Annotated in this window: 17 protein-coding genes; 13 read left to right on the top strand and 4 right to left on the bottom strand. The window is 65.2% G+C overall.

From position 1 onward, the window contains the following. Positions 1-11: 11 nt before the first annotated feature. From ACMZPQ_RS12850 to ACMZPQ_RS12825, 6 genes are all read left to right on the top strand, one after another. The gene (locus ACMZPQ_RS12850) at positions 12-2,192 is read left to right on the top strand and encodes an RHS repeat-associated core domain-containing protein (RefSeq protein ID WP_312646748.1); all 2,181 of its coding nucleotides are present in this window, start codon (positions 12-14) and stop codon (positions 2,190-2,192) included. A gap of 9 nt (positions 2,193-2,201) precedes the next feature. Beyond that, complete coding sequence (locus ACMZPQ_RS12845; RefSeq protein ID WP_197581262.1) at positions 2,202-2,600, top strand: hypothetical protein; 399 nt, start codon at positions 2,202-2,204, stop codon at positions 2,598-2,600. Between the two features lie 637 nt (positions 2,601-3,237). Then, entirely contained in the window at positions 3,238-3,387 is a 150-nt protein-coding gene (locus ACMZPQ_RS12840) for a hypothetical protein (RefSeq protein WP_312646745.1), read from the top strand. A gap of 30 nt (positions 3,388-3,417) precedes the next feature. Then, positions 3,418-3,831 (top strand): hypothetical protein, encoded by a 414-nt coding sequence (locus ACMZPQ_RS12835; RefSeq protein WP_312646743.1) that lies wholly within the window; start codon positions 3,418-3,420, stop codon positions 3,829-3,831. A gap of 18 nt (positions 3,832-3,849) precedes the next feature. Next, a complete protein-coding gene (locus ACMZPQ_RS12830; protein ID WP_197581265.1) occupies positions 3,850-4,173 on the top strand; it encodes a hypothetical protein in 324 nt (107 codons plus the stop codon). A gap of 9 nt (positions 4,174-4,182) precedes the next feature. Further along, positions 4,183-4,365, top strand: a complete 183-nt coding sequence (locus ACMZPQ_RS12825; protein ID WP_312646741.1) for a hypothetical protein — start codon at positions 4,183-4,185, stop codon at positions 4,363-4,365. 60 nt (positions 4,366-4,425) lie between these two features. On the opposite strand, the gene ACMZPQ_RS12820 is transcribed toward ACMZPQ_RS12825, so the two are convergent. From ACMZPQ_RS12820 to ACMZPQ_RS12810, 3 genes are all read right to left on the bottom strand, one after another. Continuing rightward, the gene (locus ACMZPQ_RS12820) at positions 4,426-5,133 is read right to left on the bottom strand and encodes a 2OG-Fe(II) oxygenase (RefSeq protein WP_197581268.1); all 708 of its coding nucleotides are present in this window, start codon (positions 5,131-5,133) and stop codon (positions 4,426-4,428) included. Between the two features lie 107 nt (positions 5,134-5,240). Further along, the gene (locus ACMZPQ_RS12815) at positions 5,241-6,257 is read right to left on the bottom strand and encodes a class 1 fructose-bisphosphatase (protein ID WP_197581270.1); all 1,017 of its coding nucleotides are present in this window, start codon (positions 6,255-6,257) and stop codon (positions 5,241-5,243) included. A 233-nt stretch (positions 6,258-6,490) separates the two neighbouring features. Further along, on the bottom strand, positions 6,491-7,693 hold the full coding sequence (locus ACMZPQ_RS12810) for an amino acid aminotransferase (protein WP_197581273.1): 1,203 nt from the start codon (positions 7,691-7,693) through the stop codon (positions 6,491-6,493). A 171-nt stretch (positions 7,694-7,864) separates the two neighbouring features. On the opposite strand from ACMZPQ_RS12810, the gene ACMZPQ_RS12805 reads away from it, so the two are divergent. From ACMZPQ_RS12805 to ACMZPQ_RS12790, 4 genes are all read left to right on the top strand, one after another. After that, complete coding sequence (locus tag ACMZPQ_RS12805; protein ID WP_197581276.1) at positions 7,865-9,955, top strand: TonB-dependent receptor family protein; 2,091 nt, start codon at positions 7,865-7,867, stop codon at positions 9,953-9,955. A 122-nt stretch (positions 9,956-10,077) separates the two neighbouring features. After that, complete coding sequence (locus ACMZPQ_RS12800; RefSeq protein ID WP_197581279.1) at positions 10,078-12,393, top strand: TonB-dependent siderophore receptor; 2,316 nt, start codon at positions 10,078-10,080, stop codon at positions 12,391-12,393. Positions 12,394-12,455: 62 nt separating this feature from the next. Beyond that, positions 12,456-13,193, top strand: a complete 738-nt coding sequence (locus ACMZPQ_RS12795) for a response regulator (RefSeq protein WP_197581280.1) — start codon at positions 12,456-12,458, stop codon at positions 13,191-13,193. Continuing rightward, positions 13,186-14,607, top strand: coding sequence for an ATP-binding protein (locus tag ACMZPQ_RS12790; protein ID WP_197581283.1), 1,422 nt, complete (start codon positions 13,186-13,188; stop codon positions 14,605-14,607). Before ACMZPQ_RS12795 ends, ACMZPQ_RS12790 begins: the two co-directional genes overlap by 8 nt. Before the next feature lie 21 nt (positions 14,608-14,628). On the opposite strand, the gene ACMZPQ_RS12785 is transcribed toward ACMZPQ_RS12790, so the two are convergent. Beyond that, positions 14,629-14,952, bottom strand: a complete 324-nt coding sequence (locus tag ACMZPQ_RS12785) for a hypothetical protein (protein WP_414486102.1) — start codon at positions 14,950-14,952, stop codon at positions 14,629-14,631. Positions 14,953-15,100: 148 nt separating this feature from the next. Here ACMZPQ_RS12785 and ACMZPQ_RS12780 point away from each other — a divergent pair, with 148 nt between their 5' ends. The 3 genes from ACMZPQ_RS12780 (at position 15,101) to ligD (ending at position 19,076) form a co-directional block, all read left to right on the top strand. Beyond that, positions 15,101-15,499, top strand: a complete 399-nt coding sequence (locus ACMZPQ_RS12780; protein WP_053448370.1) for a hypothetical protein — start codon at positions 15,101-15,103, stop codon at positions 15,497-15,499. Between the two features lie 166 nt (positions 15,500-15,665). Continuing rightward, positions 15,666-16,586, top strand: coding sequence for a non-homologous end joining protein Ku (gene ku / locus ACMZPQ_RS12775; protein WP_197584389.1), 921 nt, complete (start codon positions 15,666-15,668; stop codon positions 16,584-16,586). Positions 16,587-16,589: 3 nt separating this feature from the next. Then, positions 16,590-19,076 (top strand): DNA ligase D, encoded by a 2,487-nt coding sequence (gene ligD, locus ACMZPQ_RS12770; RefSeq protein ID WP_197584391.1) that lies wholly within the window; start codon positions 16,590-16,592, stop codon positions 19,074-19,076. Positions 19,077-19,097 lie beyond the last annotated feature (21 nt).

Raw genomic sequence — 19,097 nt, 5'->3', positions numbered from 1 at the left:
GGACTATCCATATGCCAGCACTGACGCTTGCCCTGATCGGGCTGAACGCTGTTGTCTCCGTCAACACATATGAGTACGACGAACTGGGCCGGGTGATTGTCGAGCGCGGCAACGGCGTACAGAACGTGCGCTATGCCTATGACGCAGAGGGACGCGTCACCCAGGTGACCGATTCACAGAATCGGGTTACCCGGATGAGCTACGACGCTCGCGGTCGCTTGATCCAATCAATCGATGCTGCTGGAGGGACGACGAAGATTGCGTACGATCACGCAGATCGTCCGATCCGGGTGAGCGATCCGCGCAATCTGGTCACCACCTATGAGTTCGATGGCTTCGGCCAGATGTGGAAGCAGGTGAGCCCGGATACGGGAACAACACAGCACCAGTACGACGCTGCAGGTCTACGGACATCGACGACCAGAGCGGATGGAAGTGTCGTTTCCTTCGGCTATGACGGCCTGGGGCGCATGACTTCTGCTAGCGCCGAAGGCCGGACGTTAGGCTACACCTACGATTGGTGCAGCAATGGCAAAGGACAGTTGTGCGGCACCTCGGGGCCGGGAACAGCAACGCATTTCGCCTATACCCCGAACGGATCGCTGCAGATACGCCGCGACTTCACAGATCTGTCTGGTCAGAAGACGGATTACAGCACGACGTATGGCTACGACGGCATCAATCGCCTGAGCGAGATCACCTATCCCAATGGTGACAAGGCGACCTACTCCTATGGTTCCCACGGAAAGCCAAGCGCGTTGATGGCAACAGTGGACGGCACACAGCGTTCGATCATTTCCCAGGCCAGCTGGAAGGCCACGGGAGCGCGCGGGTGGCTGGCGTATGGCAATGGCCTCGGCCGGGGCTACAACCACGATCAGGAGGGACGGCTGACGGCAATGTCGGTCTGGGGACCCAACAGCAGCAAGGTCAGCTATTGGGACTACCAGTACAGTGGTGATGGAGAAATCACCGCCATCGTCGATGCTGTCGATCCGAACATGACGCAGATGATCGGTTACGACTCCCTGAGCCGTCTAACCCAGCTGACTCGCTTTGGTGTCACCAACAATCTTTCCTACGACGCCGGCGGGAATCATGACCGCTACCAAGCAGGTAATCAGCTGACGCAATACAGTATCGACCCGGGGAGCAACCGGGTGCTGAACTACACCAACCAGGACGGCAGCCGCCAGTATCAGTACGACGCACTGGGAAATCGCATCAGCGAAACCGCGGGCAGCCGGATCAGCACCTATGAGTATGACGCTTTCAACCGTATGAGCCGCAGCAACATCGGTGGCACTGCGACTGACTACGTGCTCAATGCGCAGGGGCAGCGCGTTGCAAAGATCAACCAGAACACCAACAGTCGCTACTTCTATGCTGGCCAGAATCAGCTCACGACCGAGCTGAACAATGGCGTGTGGACCAACTACTTCTGGTTCGAAGGCGAACTGGTGGGGATGGCCCGCAGCGGGCAGCACAACTACGTGCATACCGATCATCTTGGACGCCCGGAGTTCGTCACCAGCCCAGGCCAGCAGACCGTCTGGAAGGCGTACAACTACGCCTACGGGCGCAGCGTGCAGAAGGATGAGATCGGTGGGTTGAACATTGGCTTCCCGGGCCAGTACTACGATGCAGAAAGTGGGCTCTGGTACAACGGTTTCCGCGACTATGACGCGAGCATCGGCAGGTATGTGCAGAGTGATCCGATTGGATTGGCGGGGGGGCTGAACACTTACGCGTACGCGGAGAGCAACCCGATTAACGGTGTCGATCCATTGGGCCTTGCCAAGATCATCCTCTTCAAGAAGGAAGAGGAGAAGTTCTACCAAGGCGCACAGTCAATGCCAGACGTCCAAGGTCGTTGGGCGATCTACGCTCACATGAGTCCCAACGTCGTGCAGAATGACAAAAAGGGAGGCGCAAGAATGAATGTTGCGGACATTGCAGCAATGCTCAAAAAGGCAGGATGGAAGCCTGGTGAACCTGTGGACTTTATGGGTTGCCGTTCCGCACAAGGAGACCATTCGATTGCTGAGCGATTCTCAAAGGCCTACAACACGCCGACAACCGGTGCAACAAACTACATGTGGTTCAATGCAGGTGGCGTTTCTGGAATATGGGGAAAGTCCGAGGAAGGCCAGAAGGACATGAGTAGCCCTGGTGTGTTCATGTCTTTCTAGGAGAATCAAATGAAGGTCTATCTGAAGGTGCTCACCATCGTGGCTTTTTCTTTCGCGACGGGTTTCTTTGTGTCGCGATCAATGCAGCAAAGAGATTCATTGGTTGAGGAGAAGAAAGGCGAAGATTCCTACGCACCTACAAGTGCCTCACTGAGTGACTCTCAAATATCGGATCTAGAGAGCCTGGCGGAGAAGGGCGACATCCCCGCAATGCGACAGCTCTATATTTATCATGAGTTTGTATCCGGACATGAGATTGAAGCTCATAGATGGCAACGGAGAATGGCCGATGCAGGTGACTCAGAAAGCCAAGCTGCGATTTTGTCCAGGCTTGCGCTTTCATCTAAGGAGGGGGGATCTAGTCGTGAGATTCTTCTGGGGGTTTGCATGAGATGGTACAAAGATTGAAAGTGATCCAGAGCAATTATCCGTCCTGCAAAGTAACTGATACGCAGCGCCGACGATCAGCCTGTGCGGCTTGTAGCGATCCATCTTGCTTCGGCGCCTCCAGTTGCTCCACTGTTGTCATGGACTGAGGCGCCGACGTTGTACGGTGGATCTGTTGAGGTTGCAACCGTTCAGTATGGTGGCAGGGGTGGCGATTCAATGGACCATAAGGTGACCGGTCAATCGTGGAAGCCTGTCATGGGGACGTCGGCGGAAAGGGTGAATAAGGAACGGTTGAGGAAGATGGCTGTTCCACTCGGACGAGCCCTCTGCGTCGGTGCGCTGGTCTTTCTACAGTAGAGCATCATCCTTATATCGCCTCATCAGAGAGTGCCTTCGATCATGTGGACGACACTCCTGCGTTCGAGCACTGCAAGGGATACCCGGACTCCATCCAGTTGCAGCTTATCGGCACGACGATCTCGTTCTTCATGATCCTTCTGATAAGCCGCCGCATGGGAGTTCTCAACACAAGCAGACCAGATCGAACCTCCGGGTAACGACGTGACGAAAGGCGAATCTTCTCTAACTCCTGGAAGACTTACCACCAGCGTGATGCAAGTCGCAGCAGCGTTCAATATGGAGCTCCAACCCAGTAATGAAGTTGTCGGCCCATATAACCTGCTTCCTCATTCCGCTCGTGCTCGGGGCGCAGCCTGCACAAGCAGAGAAGGCGTACGAATGCATCGTCGTTCCGCAGGCCGCGATCGTCACTGACATGCCTGCTGGCTTGGACGAGTTTGAATAGCGACTGTGGGTGGCGAATACAGGTCATAGGGTGCGCAAGGGCACGGACACGCTTCTTCTGCTGCGCCTCTTCTCGGAGTCGCCCGGCGTGATCGATTCCCAGCAGTTCAGCAAGATCACCGGCAGCCTGAAGGAATACACGCCTTCGCCGGAAGGGACGCTGGAGGTAGTAGATGCGCGCTTGACCAGTGGCGGTGCGGGCTTCGCGCACAAGGGAGACTATTGGTTGGCCGATTCAGTGGACGTCGAACTACATCAGCCGCACAAGCGCGACGGTCGGATGGAAGTCAAAGTGACGGCTGTCGGATGGAACAGTTATCGAAAGGAAGACCGTTCCTTCTATCTCCAGTTCACCTGTCAACTCAAGGAAATCCCCGTCGAGAAGCTCAGTGCCTGGCAAGGCGGCGACGGAAATCTCTGGCGAACCTTTGGGCCCACCCGATAACCGGGTGGAACTGCCTGCATGCAATCACTTCTGCGGGGACTGGCAATGCTGAAAATAGAAATTGATTCCCTGAGGTTCTACTCACGACTGGACGAGGATGCGTTCTTCTCCAGGTTGAACCAGATTCCGGGCGTGGTGTCTGTCGAAGGGTTCCTCAGGACGATCAACGTCTCTGTTGATCCGTCGGCTGTGGATGACGAAGGTATGAGAGAGTTGATTTCGCTGTTCCAACGCTATGGAATCGACATGCGCCAGCTGCGGGAATTGGAAACGGAAGAATTCAGCCCATGGATGCGCAACAGATCCGCCTACTGGTTCAAGTCGATGTATCCGGACCAGTGAGCTTATGAAATGAGGATCATCTACTGGCTCGGCATCGCGTTCCTGTGGATGCTTCCGTTGAACGTTCTGTTGCTGACGGGCGGCAAGCTGATCTCCGGCGACGCGCTTGGAGAAGAAGAGCTCGTTGGTTTCGGTGTGGCGGTGTTCGGTGCCGTGGCAGGCGGGATTCTCTATCGCCGTCGCCCACGGTAACGGCGAGCCTGCCCGACTTCGCTCCAGGTTCAGTCGAGCAAGCTCGACGCTACGACGACGCTACCCCCCAAACAACTTCTGCGCACTCTGGAACAGGATCCAGCTCGTTGCGATGAACTTGTCACCGCCCTGCGGTCGGTTGCCGCGATGGGTGTGGGTAAACGCCGTCGGCGCAATCAGCAGGCTGCCGGTGCGCGGTGCGATCTTGCGGCCCTGGAACAGGAACTCGGTTTCGCCCTCTTCGAATCCGTCGTTGAGGTACAGCGTCCACAGCACATGCCGGTGCAGGGTCTCGGCCTGCGGGTCCTTCGGGTACAGCTCGCAGTGCCAGTACGGGTACCCGCCCTCGCCCGCCGCATACCACTGCAGGTTGATCGCGCCCGGACGCAGGCAGGTGCGGGCCAGATCGGCCAGCTGCTCCTGTGACATGTCGGGGAAATCCTCGGCAGACAGGCGTCGCGGTTGGCCGTCGCTGTCCTGGATCTGCAACATCAGCGGCGCGATCAGCGCCTGTGGATAACGGCGTAGATAAGTCAGCAGGCCGTTGAACACGGCGTGCTGCAACTGATGATCAACGTCCTGCCAGCCTTCCAGGCCGCTGATGCGCAGATCCTTGCTGTGCTTGAGTTCCGGGAACACACCACTGCCCACGGCACCTGGGCGCAGGTCCTGTGCGGCGCGCATGCGCTCGACGATCGCCGCGCAGACCTCGTTGGGGACGGCGTTGTGGATGACTTCGATGAAATCGACCGGGCCCTGCTCGTGCATGCGTGCATTCCTTAGGCGGCAACGGCTTGATGGTGCCGTTTGCCGCCTGCGGTGTCACCCCATGGTCATGTCATCGATCTGCCATGACCGCTGTCGGGTGATGCCTGTCAGCCCTGTGCGGCGTCGTGCGCGTGGTGGTAGCGCACGGCTTCGGCCACTTCCTCGCGCGAGCCGAGGAACACCGGCACGCGCTGGTGCAGCTGGTCCGGCTGGATGTCCAGGATGCGCTCGCGGCCGGTCCAGGCAGCGCCACCAGCCTGTTCGACCAGCAGGCCCATCGGGTTGGCTTCATACATCAGGCGCAGCTTGCCGGCCTTGGACGGATCCTTCTTGTCCCACGGGTAGATGAAGATGCCGCCGCGGGTCAGGATTCGATGCACGTCGGCGACCATGCTGGCGATCCAGCGCATGTTGAAGTTCTTGCCGCGCGCGCCTTCCTTGCCGGCCAGCAGATCGCCCACGTACGCCTGCATCGGCGCTTCCCAGTGGCGCTGGTTGGACATGTTGATGGCGAACTCCTGCGTGGCCGCCGGGATCTGCATGTTCTCGGTGGTCAGCACGAACTCGCCCTTCTCGCGGTCCAGGGTGAAGGCGTGGGTGCCATGGCCGACGGTCAGCACCAGCTGGGTGCTGGGCCCGTAGATACAGTAACCGGCGGCGATCTGCTTGCTGCCCGGCTGCAGGAACGCGTCATCGCCGGGCAGTTCGACGTGGGTCGGGCAGCGCAGCACCGAGAAGATGGTGCCGACGGAGACGTTGACGTCGATGTTGGAGCTGCCATCGAGGGGATCGAACAGCAGCAGGAAATCACCGCGCGGGTAGATGTCCGGCACCGGCTGGCTGTGGTCCATTTCCTCCGAGGCGCAGGCGGCGAGGTGCCCACCCCAGGCATTGGCTTCGAGCAGGATCTCGTTGCTGATGACGTCCAGCTTCTTCTGCGCTTCGCCCTGCACGTTGCCGGTACCGGCGTCGCCGAGCACGCCACCGAGGGCGCCCTTGCTGACGGCGATGGAGATGCTGGTGCAGGCGCGGGCGACCACCGCGATCAGCTGGCGCAGGTCGGCATTGATGCGGCCGGCGTGCTGTTCCTGGATCAGGAAGCGGGTCAACGAAGTACGGGACATGAGCGGGCAGGTCTCGGCAGCGGGAAAACGCCTATTGTCGCCGGTCCGGCCAGCGTGTGCGTGAGCGTGGGAAGGCGTAATCGTTTCCAGATGCGTTGCGCTCCTGGCGCCTCCCCCTCCCACGCGCTTCAGGGTTCGCCGCGAGCGCGGTGGGTGTGGCAAAGGCAGGGGCAAATGCAAAAAAACAAAGGCGCCTTTCGGCGCCTTTGTTTTCAAGCACGTGCAACGTTGTTTCAGCCCTTGGCGACGGTGGCCACGGCCTTGGCGACGTATTCCAGGTTGTTCTGGTTCAGCGCGGCCACGCAGATGCGGCCGGTGCCGACGGCGTAGATGCCGAACTCGTCGCGCAGGCGTTCGACCTGCTCACGGCTCAGGCCGGAGTAGGAGAACATGCCGGCCTGCTCGTTGATGAAGCCGAACTGCGGTGCACCGGCAGCGGCCAGCTTCTCGACCAGGCCCTGGCGCAGGGCGTGGATGCGCTCGCGCATCTCGGTCAGTTCCTGCTCCCACATCGCGCACAGGTCCGGGTTGGTCAGCACGCCGGCCACCAGCGCAGCACCGTGGGTGGACGGGCTGGAGTAGATGGTGCGGATCACGCGCTTGACCTGCGACTGCACGGCCTTGGCGTCCGCGGCGGTCGGGGCGACCATCGACAGCGCACCCACGCGTTCGCCGTACAGCGAGAACGACTTGGAGTACGAGTTGGCGACGATGAAGCTGTCGATGCCGGCTTCGGCGATGATGCGCACGGCGGCGCCGTCCTGCTCGATGCCCTTGTCGAAGCCCTGGTAGGCCATGTCGATGAAGGGGAACAGCTGCTTGTCCTTCAGCAGCTGCGCGACCTGCTTCCACTGGGTGACCGTGAGGTCGGCGCCGGTGGGGTTGTGGCAGCAGGCGTGCAGCAGCACCACGGTGCCGGCCTGCAGCTTGCCCAGGTCGGCCAGCATGCCGTCGAAATCGACGCCATGGGTGGTCGGGTCGAAGTAGGTGTAATCCACCACCTCGAAGCCGGCCGCGCTGAACACGGCGCGGTGGTTTTCCCAGCTCGGGTTGCTCAGCGCAACGGTCGCGTGCGGCAGCAGCTTCTTCAGCACGTCGGCGCCGACGCGCAGCGCACCGCTGCCACCGACGGTCTGTGCGGTAGTGACGCGGCCGGCGGCCAGCAGCGGCGAATCCTTGCCGAACACCAGCTCACGCGTGGCCTGCGTGTATGCCGGCAGGCCATCGATCGGCAGGTAGCCGCGCGGTTTGGCTTCAGCGGCGAGCTGCTGCTCGATCTGCTTGACGGCGCGCAGCAGCGGAATGCGGCCGCTCTCGTCGTAGTAGATGCCCACACCCAGGTTGACCTTGGTCGGGCGGCTGTCGGCGTTGTACGCCTCGGTCAGGCCCAGGATCGGGTCGCCTGGGACCAGTTCCACGTTTGCAAAGAAGGACACGGCGGTACTCGTTCGGTAGACGGAAAGGGGGAGGAATTGCGCCACGCGGTTCGCGGCTTTTCGGCCGGAAACAGCCCATCGTAACAAAGCCCGCCGGGGCTGGCCGCCGCCATCGTCATCCGTCGCCCCGTACCATGGCGTGCGTTGCCGCCCGATCCATCAACCTGAATCATGAATCCCGCCGCACCACGTCTTTGCCTGCCGCTCTCCGCCCTGCTGCTGTTGCCATTTGCCAGCATGGCCGAGCCTGCCCCCACCGCCCTGCCTGCCGTGCAGGTGCAGGCCGCACGCGTACCCGGCATCGACCCGTTCGCACTGCCCGCCAGCCTGGACACGGTCTGGATCGACGCCCGCCGCGCCGGGGCTGGGGCGCAGCTGTCAGAGGCGCTGGCCGGGGTGCCGGGCCTGGTCGCACGCGATCGGCAGAACTTCGCGCAGGACACGCAGCTGTCGATCCGCGGTTTCGGCGCGCGCTCGACCTTCGGCGTGCGCGGGGTGCGGGTGCTGATCGACGGCGTGCCGGCGACCATGCCCGACGGGCAGGGCCAGCTGTCGCATGCCAGCCTGCTCGGCGCCGAACGCATCGACGTACTGCGTGGGCCGTTTTCGGCGCTGTATGGCAACTCCTCCGGTGGCGTGCTGCAGGTCTGGAGCGCACAGGGCCAGGCCGGCGATCCGTGGCGGTTGCGGGTGAACGCCGGTGCCGACAGCACGCTCAGCATCGGTGCCCAGCTGAAGGGGGCCGGTCGCGGGCTGGATTACAACATCGCCGCCAACCACTTCCGTACCGATGGCTGGCGCGACCACAGCCGGGCCCGCCGTGAATCGCTCAACGCGCGCATCGGCGGTGAGCTGGGGGGCGGCCGGCTGGAGCTGCTGCTCAATGCGCTGGACGCGCCCGATGCGCAGGACCCGCTGGGCCTGACCCGCGCGCAGGTGGCGGCGGACCCGCGCCAGGCCACCGCCGTGGCGCACCAGTACAACACTCGCAAATCGGTGCGCCAGCAGCAGGCTGGGCTGCGCTGGACCCGCGAGGCCGGGGCGCAGCGCTGGCAGCTGATGGGTTACGCCGGCCAGCGCGCGGTGCGCCAGGACCTGCCGATTCCGCCGACGGCACAGGCCAACCCCCTGCATGCCGGCGGGGTGATCGACCTGGACGGCGGCTATGGCGGCCTGGATGCGCGCTGGGGCTGGCACGGCGATCTCGCCGGACGGCCGCTGGACCTGGTGGCCGGGCTCAGTGCCGACCGCCAGCGCCAGCACCGCACCGGCCATGAGAACTTCATCGGCAGCACGCTGGGCGTACGCGGGCAGCTGCGCCGCGACCAGATCGACATCGTGCAGAACGTGGACCAGTTCGCGCAGGCCTGGTGGCAATGGAGCCCGCGCTGGTCGCTGCTGGCGGGCGTGCGCCACAGCACCGTGCGCTTCGAATCGGATGATCGCTACATCACCGGTCGCAACCCGGACGACAGCGGCCGTCGGCGCTACCAGGCGACCACGCCGGTGGCCGGCATCAGCTTCGAGGCCAGCCCGCAGTGGCGCCTGCACGCTGCCATGGGCCGGGGCTTTGAGACGCCCACCTTCAACGAATTGGGCTATCGCGCCGACGGCCAGGCCGGGCTGGCGCTGGATCTTGCGGCCGCGCGCAGCCGCTCCGTGGAAGTGGGCAGCAAGTGGCACGCAGAGGATGGAACCCAGCTTGATGTCAGCCTGTTCCGTGCAGATACCGACGATGAGCTGGCCGTTGCCAGCAATATCGGCGGACGCAGCACCTATCGCAACATTGGCCGTACCCGTCGCCAAGGGCTGGAGCTGCAATACCGCCAGCCGCTGGCCGAGCAGCTGGAACTGCAACTGGCCTGGACCTGGCTGCAGGCGCAGGTGCGCTCGCCCTACCTGACCTCGAACAACGTGGTCGCCGCGGGCAGCCGCCTGCCCGGCGTGCCGCGCCAACAGGCGTTCGCCCGACTGCAGTGGAGCCCGGACGATTGGCAGTGGGCACTGGAGGCGACGGCCAGCAGCGATACCGTGGTCAACGATCTGGCCACCGAGCGCGCGCCGGGTTTCGCCCTGCTGCACCTGGAAGGCGGGCGCCGCTGGAGCCTGCCGGGTGGCGAGCTGCGCGCCTTCGCGCGACTGGAGAACGTGCTGGACCAGGCCTACATTGGCTCGGTGATCGTCAACGATGGCAATGGGCGCTACTACGAGCCGGGCCCGGGGCGGCGCGCCAGCGTGGGCCTGCAGTGGTCGTGGCGCTGATCCATTCGGACGCGCTGCATTACATACGCTTACATCTTCACGAACCGGTAACGCAGGGCGCGTCGCTATCATGACGCAAATGGGAATCGATCCCATTTGAATCTCCGATAAGGACTCCCCCTGTGACTGCTGATGCCCTCACCCGCGCGGGCCTGCCGCGCGCTGCCCTGCCGTGCCCGTCTGCCCTCGGCCGACGCGCTCTTGCCCTGGCTGTCGCCTTGGCGCTGCCGCTGGCGGCCCACGCCGAAGCACCGGCCGATGCCAACCCGACCACCCTGGATGGTCTGGAAGTGAGCGCGCGTCGCCAGTCGCAGGCGGACAGCTACACCCTGCCGATCAGCAAGGCCGCCATCGGCCTGGACCTGAGCCTGCGGCAGACCCCGCAGTCGGTGACCACGGTTACCCGGCAGCAGATGGACGACCTACAGATCGAGTCCATCAACGACGTGCTGACCAGCACCACCGGCATCACCACCTATTCGCTGGACAACGCCGGCCGCACCACCTTCCGTGCGCGCGGCTTCGACGTCGGCAACTTCAAGGTCGATGGCATGCTGATCAACGGCGCCAGCAGCTTCAGTGGCGGCGGTGCCGGCCTGAACATGGACCTGTACGACCACGTGCAGGTGGTGCGCGGCGCCAACGGCCTGCTTGGTGGCACCGGTGACCCGTCGGCCACGGTGTACCTGGAACGCAAGCGCCCGACCCGTGAGTTTGGCGGTGCCGCCTCGCTGACCCTGGGCAGCCACGACAAGCGCCGCCTGATGGGCGACGTCAACGTGCCGCTGACCGCCGATGGCCGCGTGCGCAGCCGCTTCGTGGTCAGTGCCGAGGATTCGGACACCTTCCGCCAGCGCGAGGACGTGCAGCGCCTGGGCGGCCTGGCAAGTTTCGAGGCCGACCTGGGTGATGCCACCGTCGTGAACCTGGGCGTGCAGTACGAGCGCACTCGCAACGGCGGCGGCTCGTGGGGCAGCAACGTGCCGATCTGGTGGGCCGACGGCACCCGCACCAAGCTGTCGCGCAGCACCAACCCGGCCGCCGACTGGAGCGTGGCCAAGCGTGACAACACCTCGGTGTTCGGCAGCGTGGAACAGGGCCTGGGCGCGGACTGGAAGCTGCGCGTGGCGTTCTCCCATGACAGCGGCGAGAGCTACACCAACTACGGCGTGGCCAAGGTCAACAACGCGGCCCCGGGCAAGGGCTTCGCCGGCTTCTGGAATCCCGATGGCAGCGGCGCGTTCCTCAACGCCATCCACAACGAGTCGGAAACCCGCCGCGACAACCTGGACATCAGCGTGAGCGGCCCGCTGCAGCTGTTCGGCCGCGAGCACCAGCTGATGGCCGGCTTCAACGGCTACCGCAGCGAGATCACCGACTACGCCTTCAGCGCCGCACTGGGCAACTGCACCATCGGCGGCGTGGCCCCGTGGAGTGGCTGCCAGTACCGCGCGGTGGGCCTGCCGATCGACGACTGGCGCATCTGGGACGGCAGCTACGCGCCGTACGAAACCTTCCGCACCCCGGCCCGCACCAGGACCATCACCCAGAACGTGGGCGGCTACCTGGCCGGCCGCTTCAGCCTGGCCGAGCCGCTGTCGCTGGTGCTGGGCACCCGCGTGAGCAACTACAAGACCTACACCCAGACCTACACCAAGGCCGACGTGCGCACCCGCGGTGCGGCCACGGGCGACCAGCAGGTGGTGACCCCGTACGCGGGCCTGGTGTGGGACTTCGCCGCCAACTACTCGGCCTATGTGAGCTACACCGATGTGTTCAGCCCGCAGGGCAACGTGCGTGATGCCAACGACACCCTGCTCGACCCGGTGACCGGCAAGAGCTACGAAGCCGGCATCAAGGGCGAGTGGGCCGACGGTGCGTTGAATGCCGCGCTGGCCGTGTTCCGCAACGAGCAGAACAACGTGGCCGAGAGCACCGGCGAAGTGCACCCGGTGACTGGTTTCAACATCTACCGCGCGGTGGACGGCGTGGTGTCAAAGGGTGCCGACCTGGAAGTGTCCGGTCGCCTGGCGCAGGGCTGGAACGTGTATGCCGGCTACACCTGGCTGCGGGTCGACGGCCTGTCCTACCAGCAGGACCCGCGTCACCTGCTGCGCCTGAATACCTCGTGGACCCTGCCCGGTGTGCTGTCGAAGCTGACCGTGGGCGGTGGCCTGTCGATGCAGAGCGGCACGGTGATGTCGACCAACCCAGGGCGTCCGCTGGGCGGCGGCAAGTACGACGCCAGCAACCTGCCGATGGGTGGCTACACCCTGGTCAACCTGATGGCGCGCTATGACCTGACCGACACCGTGCAGCTGGCAGTGAACGTGAACAACCTGACCGACAAGCTGTACTACACCCAGTACGGCTTCTACGACGGGCTGATCTTCGGCGAACCGCGCACCACCACCTTCAGCATCCGCGCACGCTTCTAAGCGTCGCCGTGGCACCGGCCTGCAGCCCTGCAGGTCGGTGCTGCATCTGGGAAGATGCGTCCATGCCCGAGTCCCCTACCCCGCCCGCCCGCATCCTGGTAGTCGATGACGATCCGGAGATCGGCGCCCTGCTCGCCGAGTACCTGGGCCAACAGGGCCTGCAGACCGTCGTCGCCGGCGATGGTGATGGCATGCGCGCGGCATTGGCTGCCGAGACCTTCGACGCGGTGGTGCTGGACCTGATGCTGCCCGGCGAGGATGGGCTGGCGCTGTGCCAGCAGCTGCGCGAGCAGACCGCCCTGCCGGTGATCATGCTGACCGCGCGTGGCCACCCGGCCGACCGCATCCTCGGCCTTGAAGTGGGCGCGGATGACTACATGGCCAAGCCGTTCGACCCGCGCGAGCTGCTGCTGCGGCTGCGTGCGGTACTGCGGCGGCAGGCGCCCGTGCAGGCCGCCCCGGCCGCCACGGCGGAGGTGGCACGGCTGCGTTTCTCCGGGTGGACCCTGGATCCGCGCACCCACCTGCTGCAGGCCGACGATGGCCGCCGCCGCCTGCTGGGTGAGACCGATTTCAACGCATTGCAGCTGTTCCTGCGCCATCCCGACGAAGTGCTCGAGCGCGATTTCCTGGTGGAACAGGTGTACGGCCGCGACCGCATGCCCAGCGACCGCAGCATCGACATGTGCATTAGCCGGCTGCGGCAGATGCTCGAACATGACAGCCGCGCGCCGCTGCTGATACGCACCGTGCGCAACCGCGGCTACTGCCTGGCCGGCCCGGTGCTGGCTGATGGCTGAGGCGTGCCTGGGCTGGCCGCGCACGCTGTATGGGCGGCTGGTGCTGGTGCTGGTGGCGGGCATGCTGCTGGCGCAGCTGCTGACCGGCACCGTCTGGCACGACGCCCGCTATGAGCGCGTGGCCGAGATACCCGCGCGGCTGACCGCCGCGCACGTGGCGCAGACCCTGCGCCTGCTGGAAGCCCCCGACTCGCCGCTGGCCGGCGCAGACCCTGCGGTGCTGTCCACGGCCGACCTGACGGTGCGGGCGGTCGACGATGGCGGCCACGTCTCGCTGCGAGCGCGTGACCGTGCGGTGGAGCAGCTGCTGCGTGCTTCGCTGCAGGTCGAACTGGGCACGCCGCGCGAGCTGCACCTGCAGCGCCTGCGCCTGTACGACGCGCAGGGCCGCGAGGACGACAAGGTGCTGTCGGCGCGCCACGTCGCCGGCCAGTTCCAGCTGCGCGTGCGCACGGCGCAGGGGCAATGGCTGCAGTTCGACGTGCGCGAAGGCCAGGCCGGCCTGCAGCTGGAACCGGCACATGCGCTGGGCGACTACCTGCTGCGCATCTACGGCCTGCGCACCCTGCTGATCGTGCTGCTGGCCCTGCTGGTGGTGCGCTGGCTGACCCGGCCGCTGACCCGCCTCGGCGACGCCGCACAGGCGCTGGGGCGCAATCTGAATGCACCGCCGTTGCCGCTGGAAGGGCCGCGCGAGGTGCGCCAGGCCGCGCAGGCCTTCAACCAGATGCAGCAGCAGTTGCAGCAGGCCGCGCAGGGCCGCGAGGAACTGCTGGCGGCGGTCTCGCATGACCTGCGCTCGCCGCTGACCCGCCTTCGCCTGCGCACCGAACTGCTGGCCGACGAGGCCGCGCGCACCCGCTGGCGTGCGGACCTGGACGACATGCAGGAGCTGGTCGATTCCATCCTCGACTACAGCAGCGCCACCCAGCTGCGCGGCGACCGCGAGCCGATCGATATCGATGCGCTGCTGCGAACGGTGGTCGAGGACGCGCGCGAGGCCGGCCATGCCGTGCAGCTGACGGGCCGGGTGGGCGTGGCCTATCCCGGCTTCCCGCGCAGCCTGAAGCGCGCGCTGGCCAACCTGCTGGACAACGCCGGGCGCTACGGCGGCGGCGCACAGGTCGAGGCGTCGGGTGACGCCGAGGCCATCCATATCCGCATCGCCGACCAGGGCCCCGGCATACCGGCCGGACAACGGGCGCGGATGCTGCAGCCGTTCCAGCGGCTGGAGGCTTCACGCAGCGCGCGCCATGGGGGCACGGGACTCGGCCTGAGCATCGCCGTGGCGGTGGTACAGGCGCACGGCGGCCAGCTGACGCTGGACGATGGCGATGGGGGCCGCGGGCTGTGCGTGCGGATCACCCTGCAGCATTGCCCGGGCACGCACTGCCCGGGCACGCGCAGCCGGTAGCACCGCGCGGCGGCCGCAGCGTCAATTCGGCGCCTTGGCCGGCACGAACGGCGAGGTCGGGTCGCTGGCCGGGAACGTCTCTTCCAACGCCTGGTCCTGGTTGTCGCTGGTGTGTTGTTTGCGCTCGCGGCGCTTGAGCGGGCTTTCCTGGCCGCCGCGATGGCGGTCGCCGCAGTCCTTGCGGTCCTGCGCGGCCTGTTCAGGATGGTGCACCGCCGGAAGCGCATCTTCGTGTGGCGTCTCCATACCGGCGCCCCGGTCTTCGGCATCGGCCAGGTCGTGCTTGGCACGGGATTCCCCCGGCAGGGGAACGTGAGTCTGGCGCAGCGGGTCACGGTGGGACATGGCGATTACCTGGCGATGGGCGGGGACTCCACTACACCGCGACGCAGGTAAAGCCGCCGCGAACCCGGCGTCATGAACATCTCGATCACCCGCTGGTAACGGCACCGCGCGTATTCCTGCCCACCCGCCCCCGCTGCAGGAGCCGGCCATGCCCCGTCTTGAACGACCCGCACCGTCCGTGTTCAACGCCCTGCTCGATCCGCTCGGCCAGCGCACCGCGCAGCGCCGCACGCGTCGCCATGAAGACCCGCAGGCAGTGGCGCAGGACTACCTGCAGTACATGCTCAGCGATTACGAGGAGCGCCGCGGGCCCGGCCATCGCAACTGGCGTGATCTGTGCCCGGTCTATGCCTTCGCGCTGACCACCCATGCCGCCGACTGGCCGCGCGGTGACGCCGCCGATACCTGCGAGGAACTGGCCGAGCACTGGGAACAGATGCGTGGGCAGTCGCGGCTGAGCTGGTCGCAGGCACGGCCGGTGGTGGAAGACGCCTGGCGTGCGCTGGACCACATTCCGGCCGCGGCGGTGCGACCGCTGCTGCAGTAGTGCCGGCCGCTGGCCGGCAACCCCAGGAAACTTCAGGCCGCGAGCCTCTGCCGGCCAGCGGCCGGCACTACCGTTTTCCGTAGAACCCACGTGCACGGCACCGACACGGGTGGTTTACATCGCCGGGCTGAAGCTGGCTGTCCCCTGCCCCGTCACAGGTATCCCCATGGCCCGCCCCATCTGGACCGGCACGCTGTCATTCGGACTGCTCAATGTGCCGGTGTCGCTCATGTCCGGCGAGCGCAAGGTCGATCTGCAGTTCCGCATGCTCGATTCGCGCGACCGCAAGCCGATCCGCTTCGAGCGCGTCAACGCCGATACCGGCGAAGAAGTGCCCTGGAAAGACATCGTCAAAGCCTACGAATACGACAAGGGCAGCTATGTCGTGCTCGAGGAAGGCGACATCCGTTCGGCGGCGCCGGAAAGCCACGAGGCGGTGGAAGTGGAATCGTTCGTGGATGCAGCGCAGATCGATCCGCGCTACTACGAGAAACCGTATCTGCTGGTGCCAGGCAAGAAGGCCGAGAAGGGCTATGTGCTGCTGCGCGAGACGCTGCGCAAAACTGGAAAGGTGGGCATCGCGCGGGTGGTGGTGCGCACGCGTGAGTATCTGTGCGCGGTCATGCCGCAGGAGGACGCGCTGGTACTGATGATCCTGCGCTATCCGCAGGAACTGGTGGACCCGGACGACTATGCGCTGCCCAGCGGGAAATTGTCCGACTACCGCATCACCAGCAAGGAAACGGCGATGGCCGAGCAGCTGATCGAGTCCATGGCCGGTGATTGGGACCCCTCGCAGTACCACGATGAGTTCCGCGAGCGCCTGCAGCAGGTGTTGAACAAGCGCATCAAGTCCAAGGGCGGGACCACGCGGGTGGAAGATGAGCCCGCAGCGCGCGAGGATGCCACCACCAACGTGGTCGACTTCATGGCACTGCTGCAGAAGAGCCTGGATGCGAACACGCGCACGCCGGCGAAGAAGACGGCGACGCGCAAGGCACCTGCGAAGAAACCAGCGAAGAAGGCCGCGCGTAAGGCCACCAAGAAGGCCACAAAGAAGACCGCACCGCGGCGCAAGGCAGGTTGAGCCGTGTCGCTGCACCAGTACCGGCGCAAGCGCCGCCTTGGCGGTGGCGCGGGACAGACACCGGAACCTGACGACGCCTCTTCCCGCGGTGATCCGAAGCGGCGGCCGGTCTTCGTCGTCCAGCTGCACCATGCCAGCTCGCGCCACTACGATTTCCGCCTGGAGATGGATGGCGTACTGAAGAGCTGGGCAGTACCGAAGGGGCCTTCGCTGCGCGTCGGTGAGAAGCGGCTGGCGCTGGAAGTGGAAGACCATCCGTTGTCCTACGCCGGCTTCGAGGGCGACATCCCCGAAGGCCATTACGGCGCCGGCCATGTGGATGTCTTCGATCACGGCACCTGGGCCAGCGAAGGCGACCCGCTGCAGGCGCTGGCGGCGGGCAAGATCGACTTCGTGCTGCATGGGCAACGCCTGGCCGGTGGCTGGAAGCTGGTGCGCACGGCAATGAAAGGTCGACAGGTGCAATGGCTGCTGATCAAGCGTGATGACGAAGACGCGCGCGATGCGGAAGCAGACGACCTGCTGGAAGCGCCCGTGCCGAAACGCTCATCCGCGGTGAAAAAGCGCACTCCCCGAAAGCCTGCCCGCACCGAAGCCGTTGCGCGCACAGCCACCCGCAAGGCCGACGCGCGCTGGCATGCACGCGCGCTCCAGCTCGATGGCGCGCGTGGCACGCCCTACCCCCGCGCTTTCAAGCCACAGTTGACCGACCACCGCGACACCGCGCCGGATGGCCAGCAGTGGCTGCATGAGATCAAATGGGATGGCTATCGCCTGCTGGCAGACCTGCACGACGGCGAAGTGAAACTGCGTTCGCGCAACGGCCTGGACTGGACGGCGGATTTTCCCGAAGTCGTGCAGGCCATCCGGGCGCTGCCCGTGCGCGATGCGCGTCTGGACGGTGAACTGGTGGTGCTGGATGCGCAGGGGCGCAGTGACTTCGCGGCACTGCAACGGGTGATCGACGGCAGTTCGAAACAACCGCTGCGCTACATCGTCTTCGACCTGCCCGGTGTTGCCGGTACCGACATCAGCCGCGCGCCCCTGCTGGAACGCAAGGCGTTGCTGAAAGCGCTGCTGGGCAATGTGCCCGGCATCCTCGCCTTCAGCGAGCATGTGATCGATCACGGGCCACAGGTGTTCGCTGCCAGCGGCAAGGCGGGTTTCGAGGGGATCGTGAGCAAGCAGGTGGATGCGCCGTACGTGAATGCCCGTGCGCGCAGCTGGGTCAAGGTCAAGCATGAGGACACCGACGAGTTCGTGATCGTCGGCTACACGGCGCCGAAGGGTTCGCGGGTGGGATTCGGCTCGCTGCTTCTGGCCGCGCGGGACAAGGCCGGGCTGCTCTATGTGGGTCGCGTAGGCACCGGCTTCGACGATGAAGGCCTGCGCGCGCTGCACAAGGCGCTGCAGCCGCTGGCAGTGAAGACCCCCGTGCTGCCGCTGCCGGCGCATGTGCCGTTCAGCGCCGCCAGCGTGCGCTGGGTGAAGCCGGTCGCGGTGGCCGAGGTAGCCTTCCGTGGCTGGGGCAAGGAAGGCCTGCTGCGCCAGGCCAGTTTCAAGCGGCTGCGCAATGACAAGCGCAAAGAGGACCTGGAAGTGAACATGACAGATGCTGAAGCCGATGCTGAGGTCCAGCTCACCCATCCCGAGCGCATCGTCTATCCGAGGCAGAGGCTGAGCAAGGGTGACGTGGCCGACTACTACCGCCGCATGGCGCGCTGGATCCTGCCGGAGGTCGCGCGCAGGCCGTTGTCGCTGCTGCGTTGCCCCGACGGTGCCAGCAAGGCCTGTTTCTTCCAGAAGCATCATGGTCCCGGCCTGGGTGACGCCGTGCATGCGGTGCCACTGCAGCAGAAAAGTGGTCGCGAGGACTACGTCTACATCGACGACGCGCGTGGCCTGCTTCAGCTGGTGCAGATGAATACCTTGGAACTGCATCCGTGGGGGGCGACGGTAGACGACCCCGAGCACCCGGATCGGCTGGTGTTTGATCTTGATCCTGGCGAGGGCGTGCGCTGGGCACAGGTGAAAGCCGGCGCGCGCGATGTGCGTGACCGCCTGCAGCAGATCGGCCTGCAGAGCTTCGTGCGGCTGTCTGGCGGCAAGGGCGTGCACGTGGTGGTGCCGCTGCAGCCGAAGGCGGACTGGGAGCAGGCCAAGGCGTTCTGCGAGGCCTTCGCCCAGGCGATGGCACTGGAGCAGCCTGACCGCTACGTAGCGACGATGAGCAAGGCAAAGCGGACCGGCGTGATCTTCATCGACTGGCTGCGCAACACGCGCGGTGCCACCAGCGTGTGCTCGTGGTCGCTGCGGGCGCGCGATACCGCCGGTGTGGCAGTGCCGCTGCGCTGGGAGGAGCTGGCGCGCGTCAGCGCGGCCGATGCATTTCCGATGGTCAAGGCGCTGGCGCGTGCGAAGCGGTTGAAGGGTGACCCATGGCAGGGCATTGAACGGTTGAAGCAGACGTTGCCGTCGCTGAAGCCGTAGCGCCGGCCGCTGGCCGGCAAC

Source organism: Stenotrophomonas maltophilia (genome assembly GCF_047497515.2).
Classification (GTDB): Bacteria; Pseudomonadota; Gammaproteobacteria; order Xanthomonadales; family Xanthomonadaceae; genus Stenotrophomonas.
Note: the sequence above shows the minus strand (reverse complement) of the source record. Positions and strands in the feature narration are given on the sequence as shown.

Excerpts from the sequence above, each read along its gene's own strand:
- ku (WP_197584389.1), top strand. The coding sequence starts at position 15,666 with ATGGCCCGCCCCATCTGGACCGGCACGCTGTCATTCGGACTGCTCAAT.
- ACMZPQ_RS12780 (WP_053448370.1), top strand. The coding sequence starts at position 15,101 with ATGCCCCGTCTTGAACGACCCGCACCGTCCGTGTTCAACGCCCTGCTC.
- ACMZPQ_RS12815 (WP_197581270.1), bottom strand. The coding sequence starts at position 6,257 with ATGTCCCGTACTTCGTTGACCCGCTTCCTGATCCAGGAACAGCACGCC.
- ACMZPQ_RS12830 (WP_197581265.1), top strand. The coding sequence starts at position 3,850 with ATGCAATCACTTCTGCGGGGACTGGCAATGCTGAAAATAGAAATTGAT.
- ACMZPQ_RS12845 (WP_197581262.1), top strand. The coding sequence starts at position 2,202 with ATGAAGGTCTATCTGAAGGTGCTCACCATCGTGGCTTTTTCTTTCGCG.
- ACMZPQ_RS12790 (WP_197581283.1), top strand. The coding sequence starts at position 13,186 with ATGGCTGAGGCGTGCCTGGGCTGGCCGCGCACGCTGTATGGGCGGCTG.
- ACMZPQ_RS12850 (WP_312646748.1), top strand. The coding sequence starts at position 12 with ATGCCAGCACTGACGCTTGCCCTGATCGGGCTGAACGCTGTTGTCTCC.
- ACMZPQ_RS12840 (WP_312646745.1), top strand. The coding sequence starts at position 3,238 with ATGAAGTTGTCGGCCCATATAACCTGCTTCCTCATTCCGCTCGTGCTC.
- ACMZPQ_RS12785 (WP_414486102.1), bottom strand. The coding sequence starts at position 14,952 with ATGTCCCACCGTGACCCGCTGCGCCAGACTCACGTTCCCCTGCCGGGG.
- ACMZPQ_RS12805 (WP_197581276.1), top strand. The coding sequence starts at position 7,865 with ATGAATCCCGCCGCACCACGTCTTTGCCTGCCGCTCTCCGCCCTGCTG.
- ACMZPQ_RS12825 (WP_312646741.1), top strand. The coding sequence starts at position 4,183 with ATGAGGATCATCTACTGGCTCGGCATCGCGTTCCTGTGGATGCTTCCG.
- ACMZPQ_RS12820 (WP_197581268.1), bottom strand. The coding sequence starts at position 5,133 with ATGCACGAGCAGGGCCCGGTCGATTTCATCGAAGTCATCCACAACGCC.
- ACMZPQ_RS12795 (WP_197581280.1), top strand. The coding sequence starts at position 12,456 with ATGCCCGAGTCCCCTACCCCGCCCGCCCGCATCCTGGTAGTCGATGAC.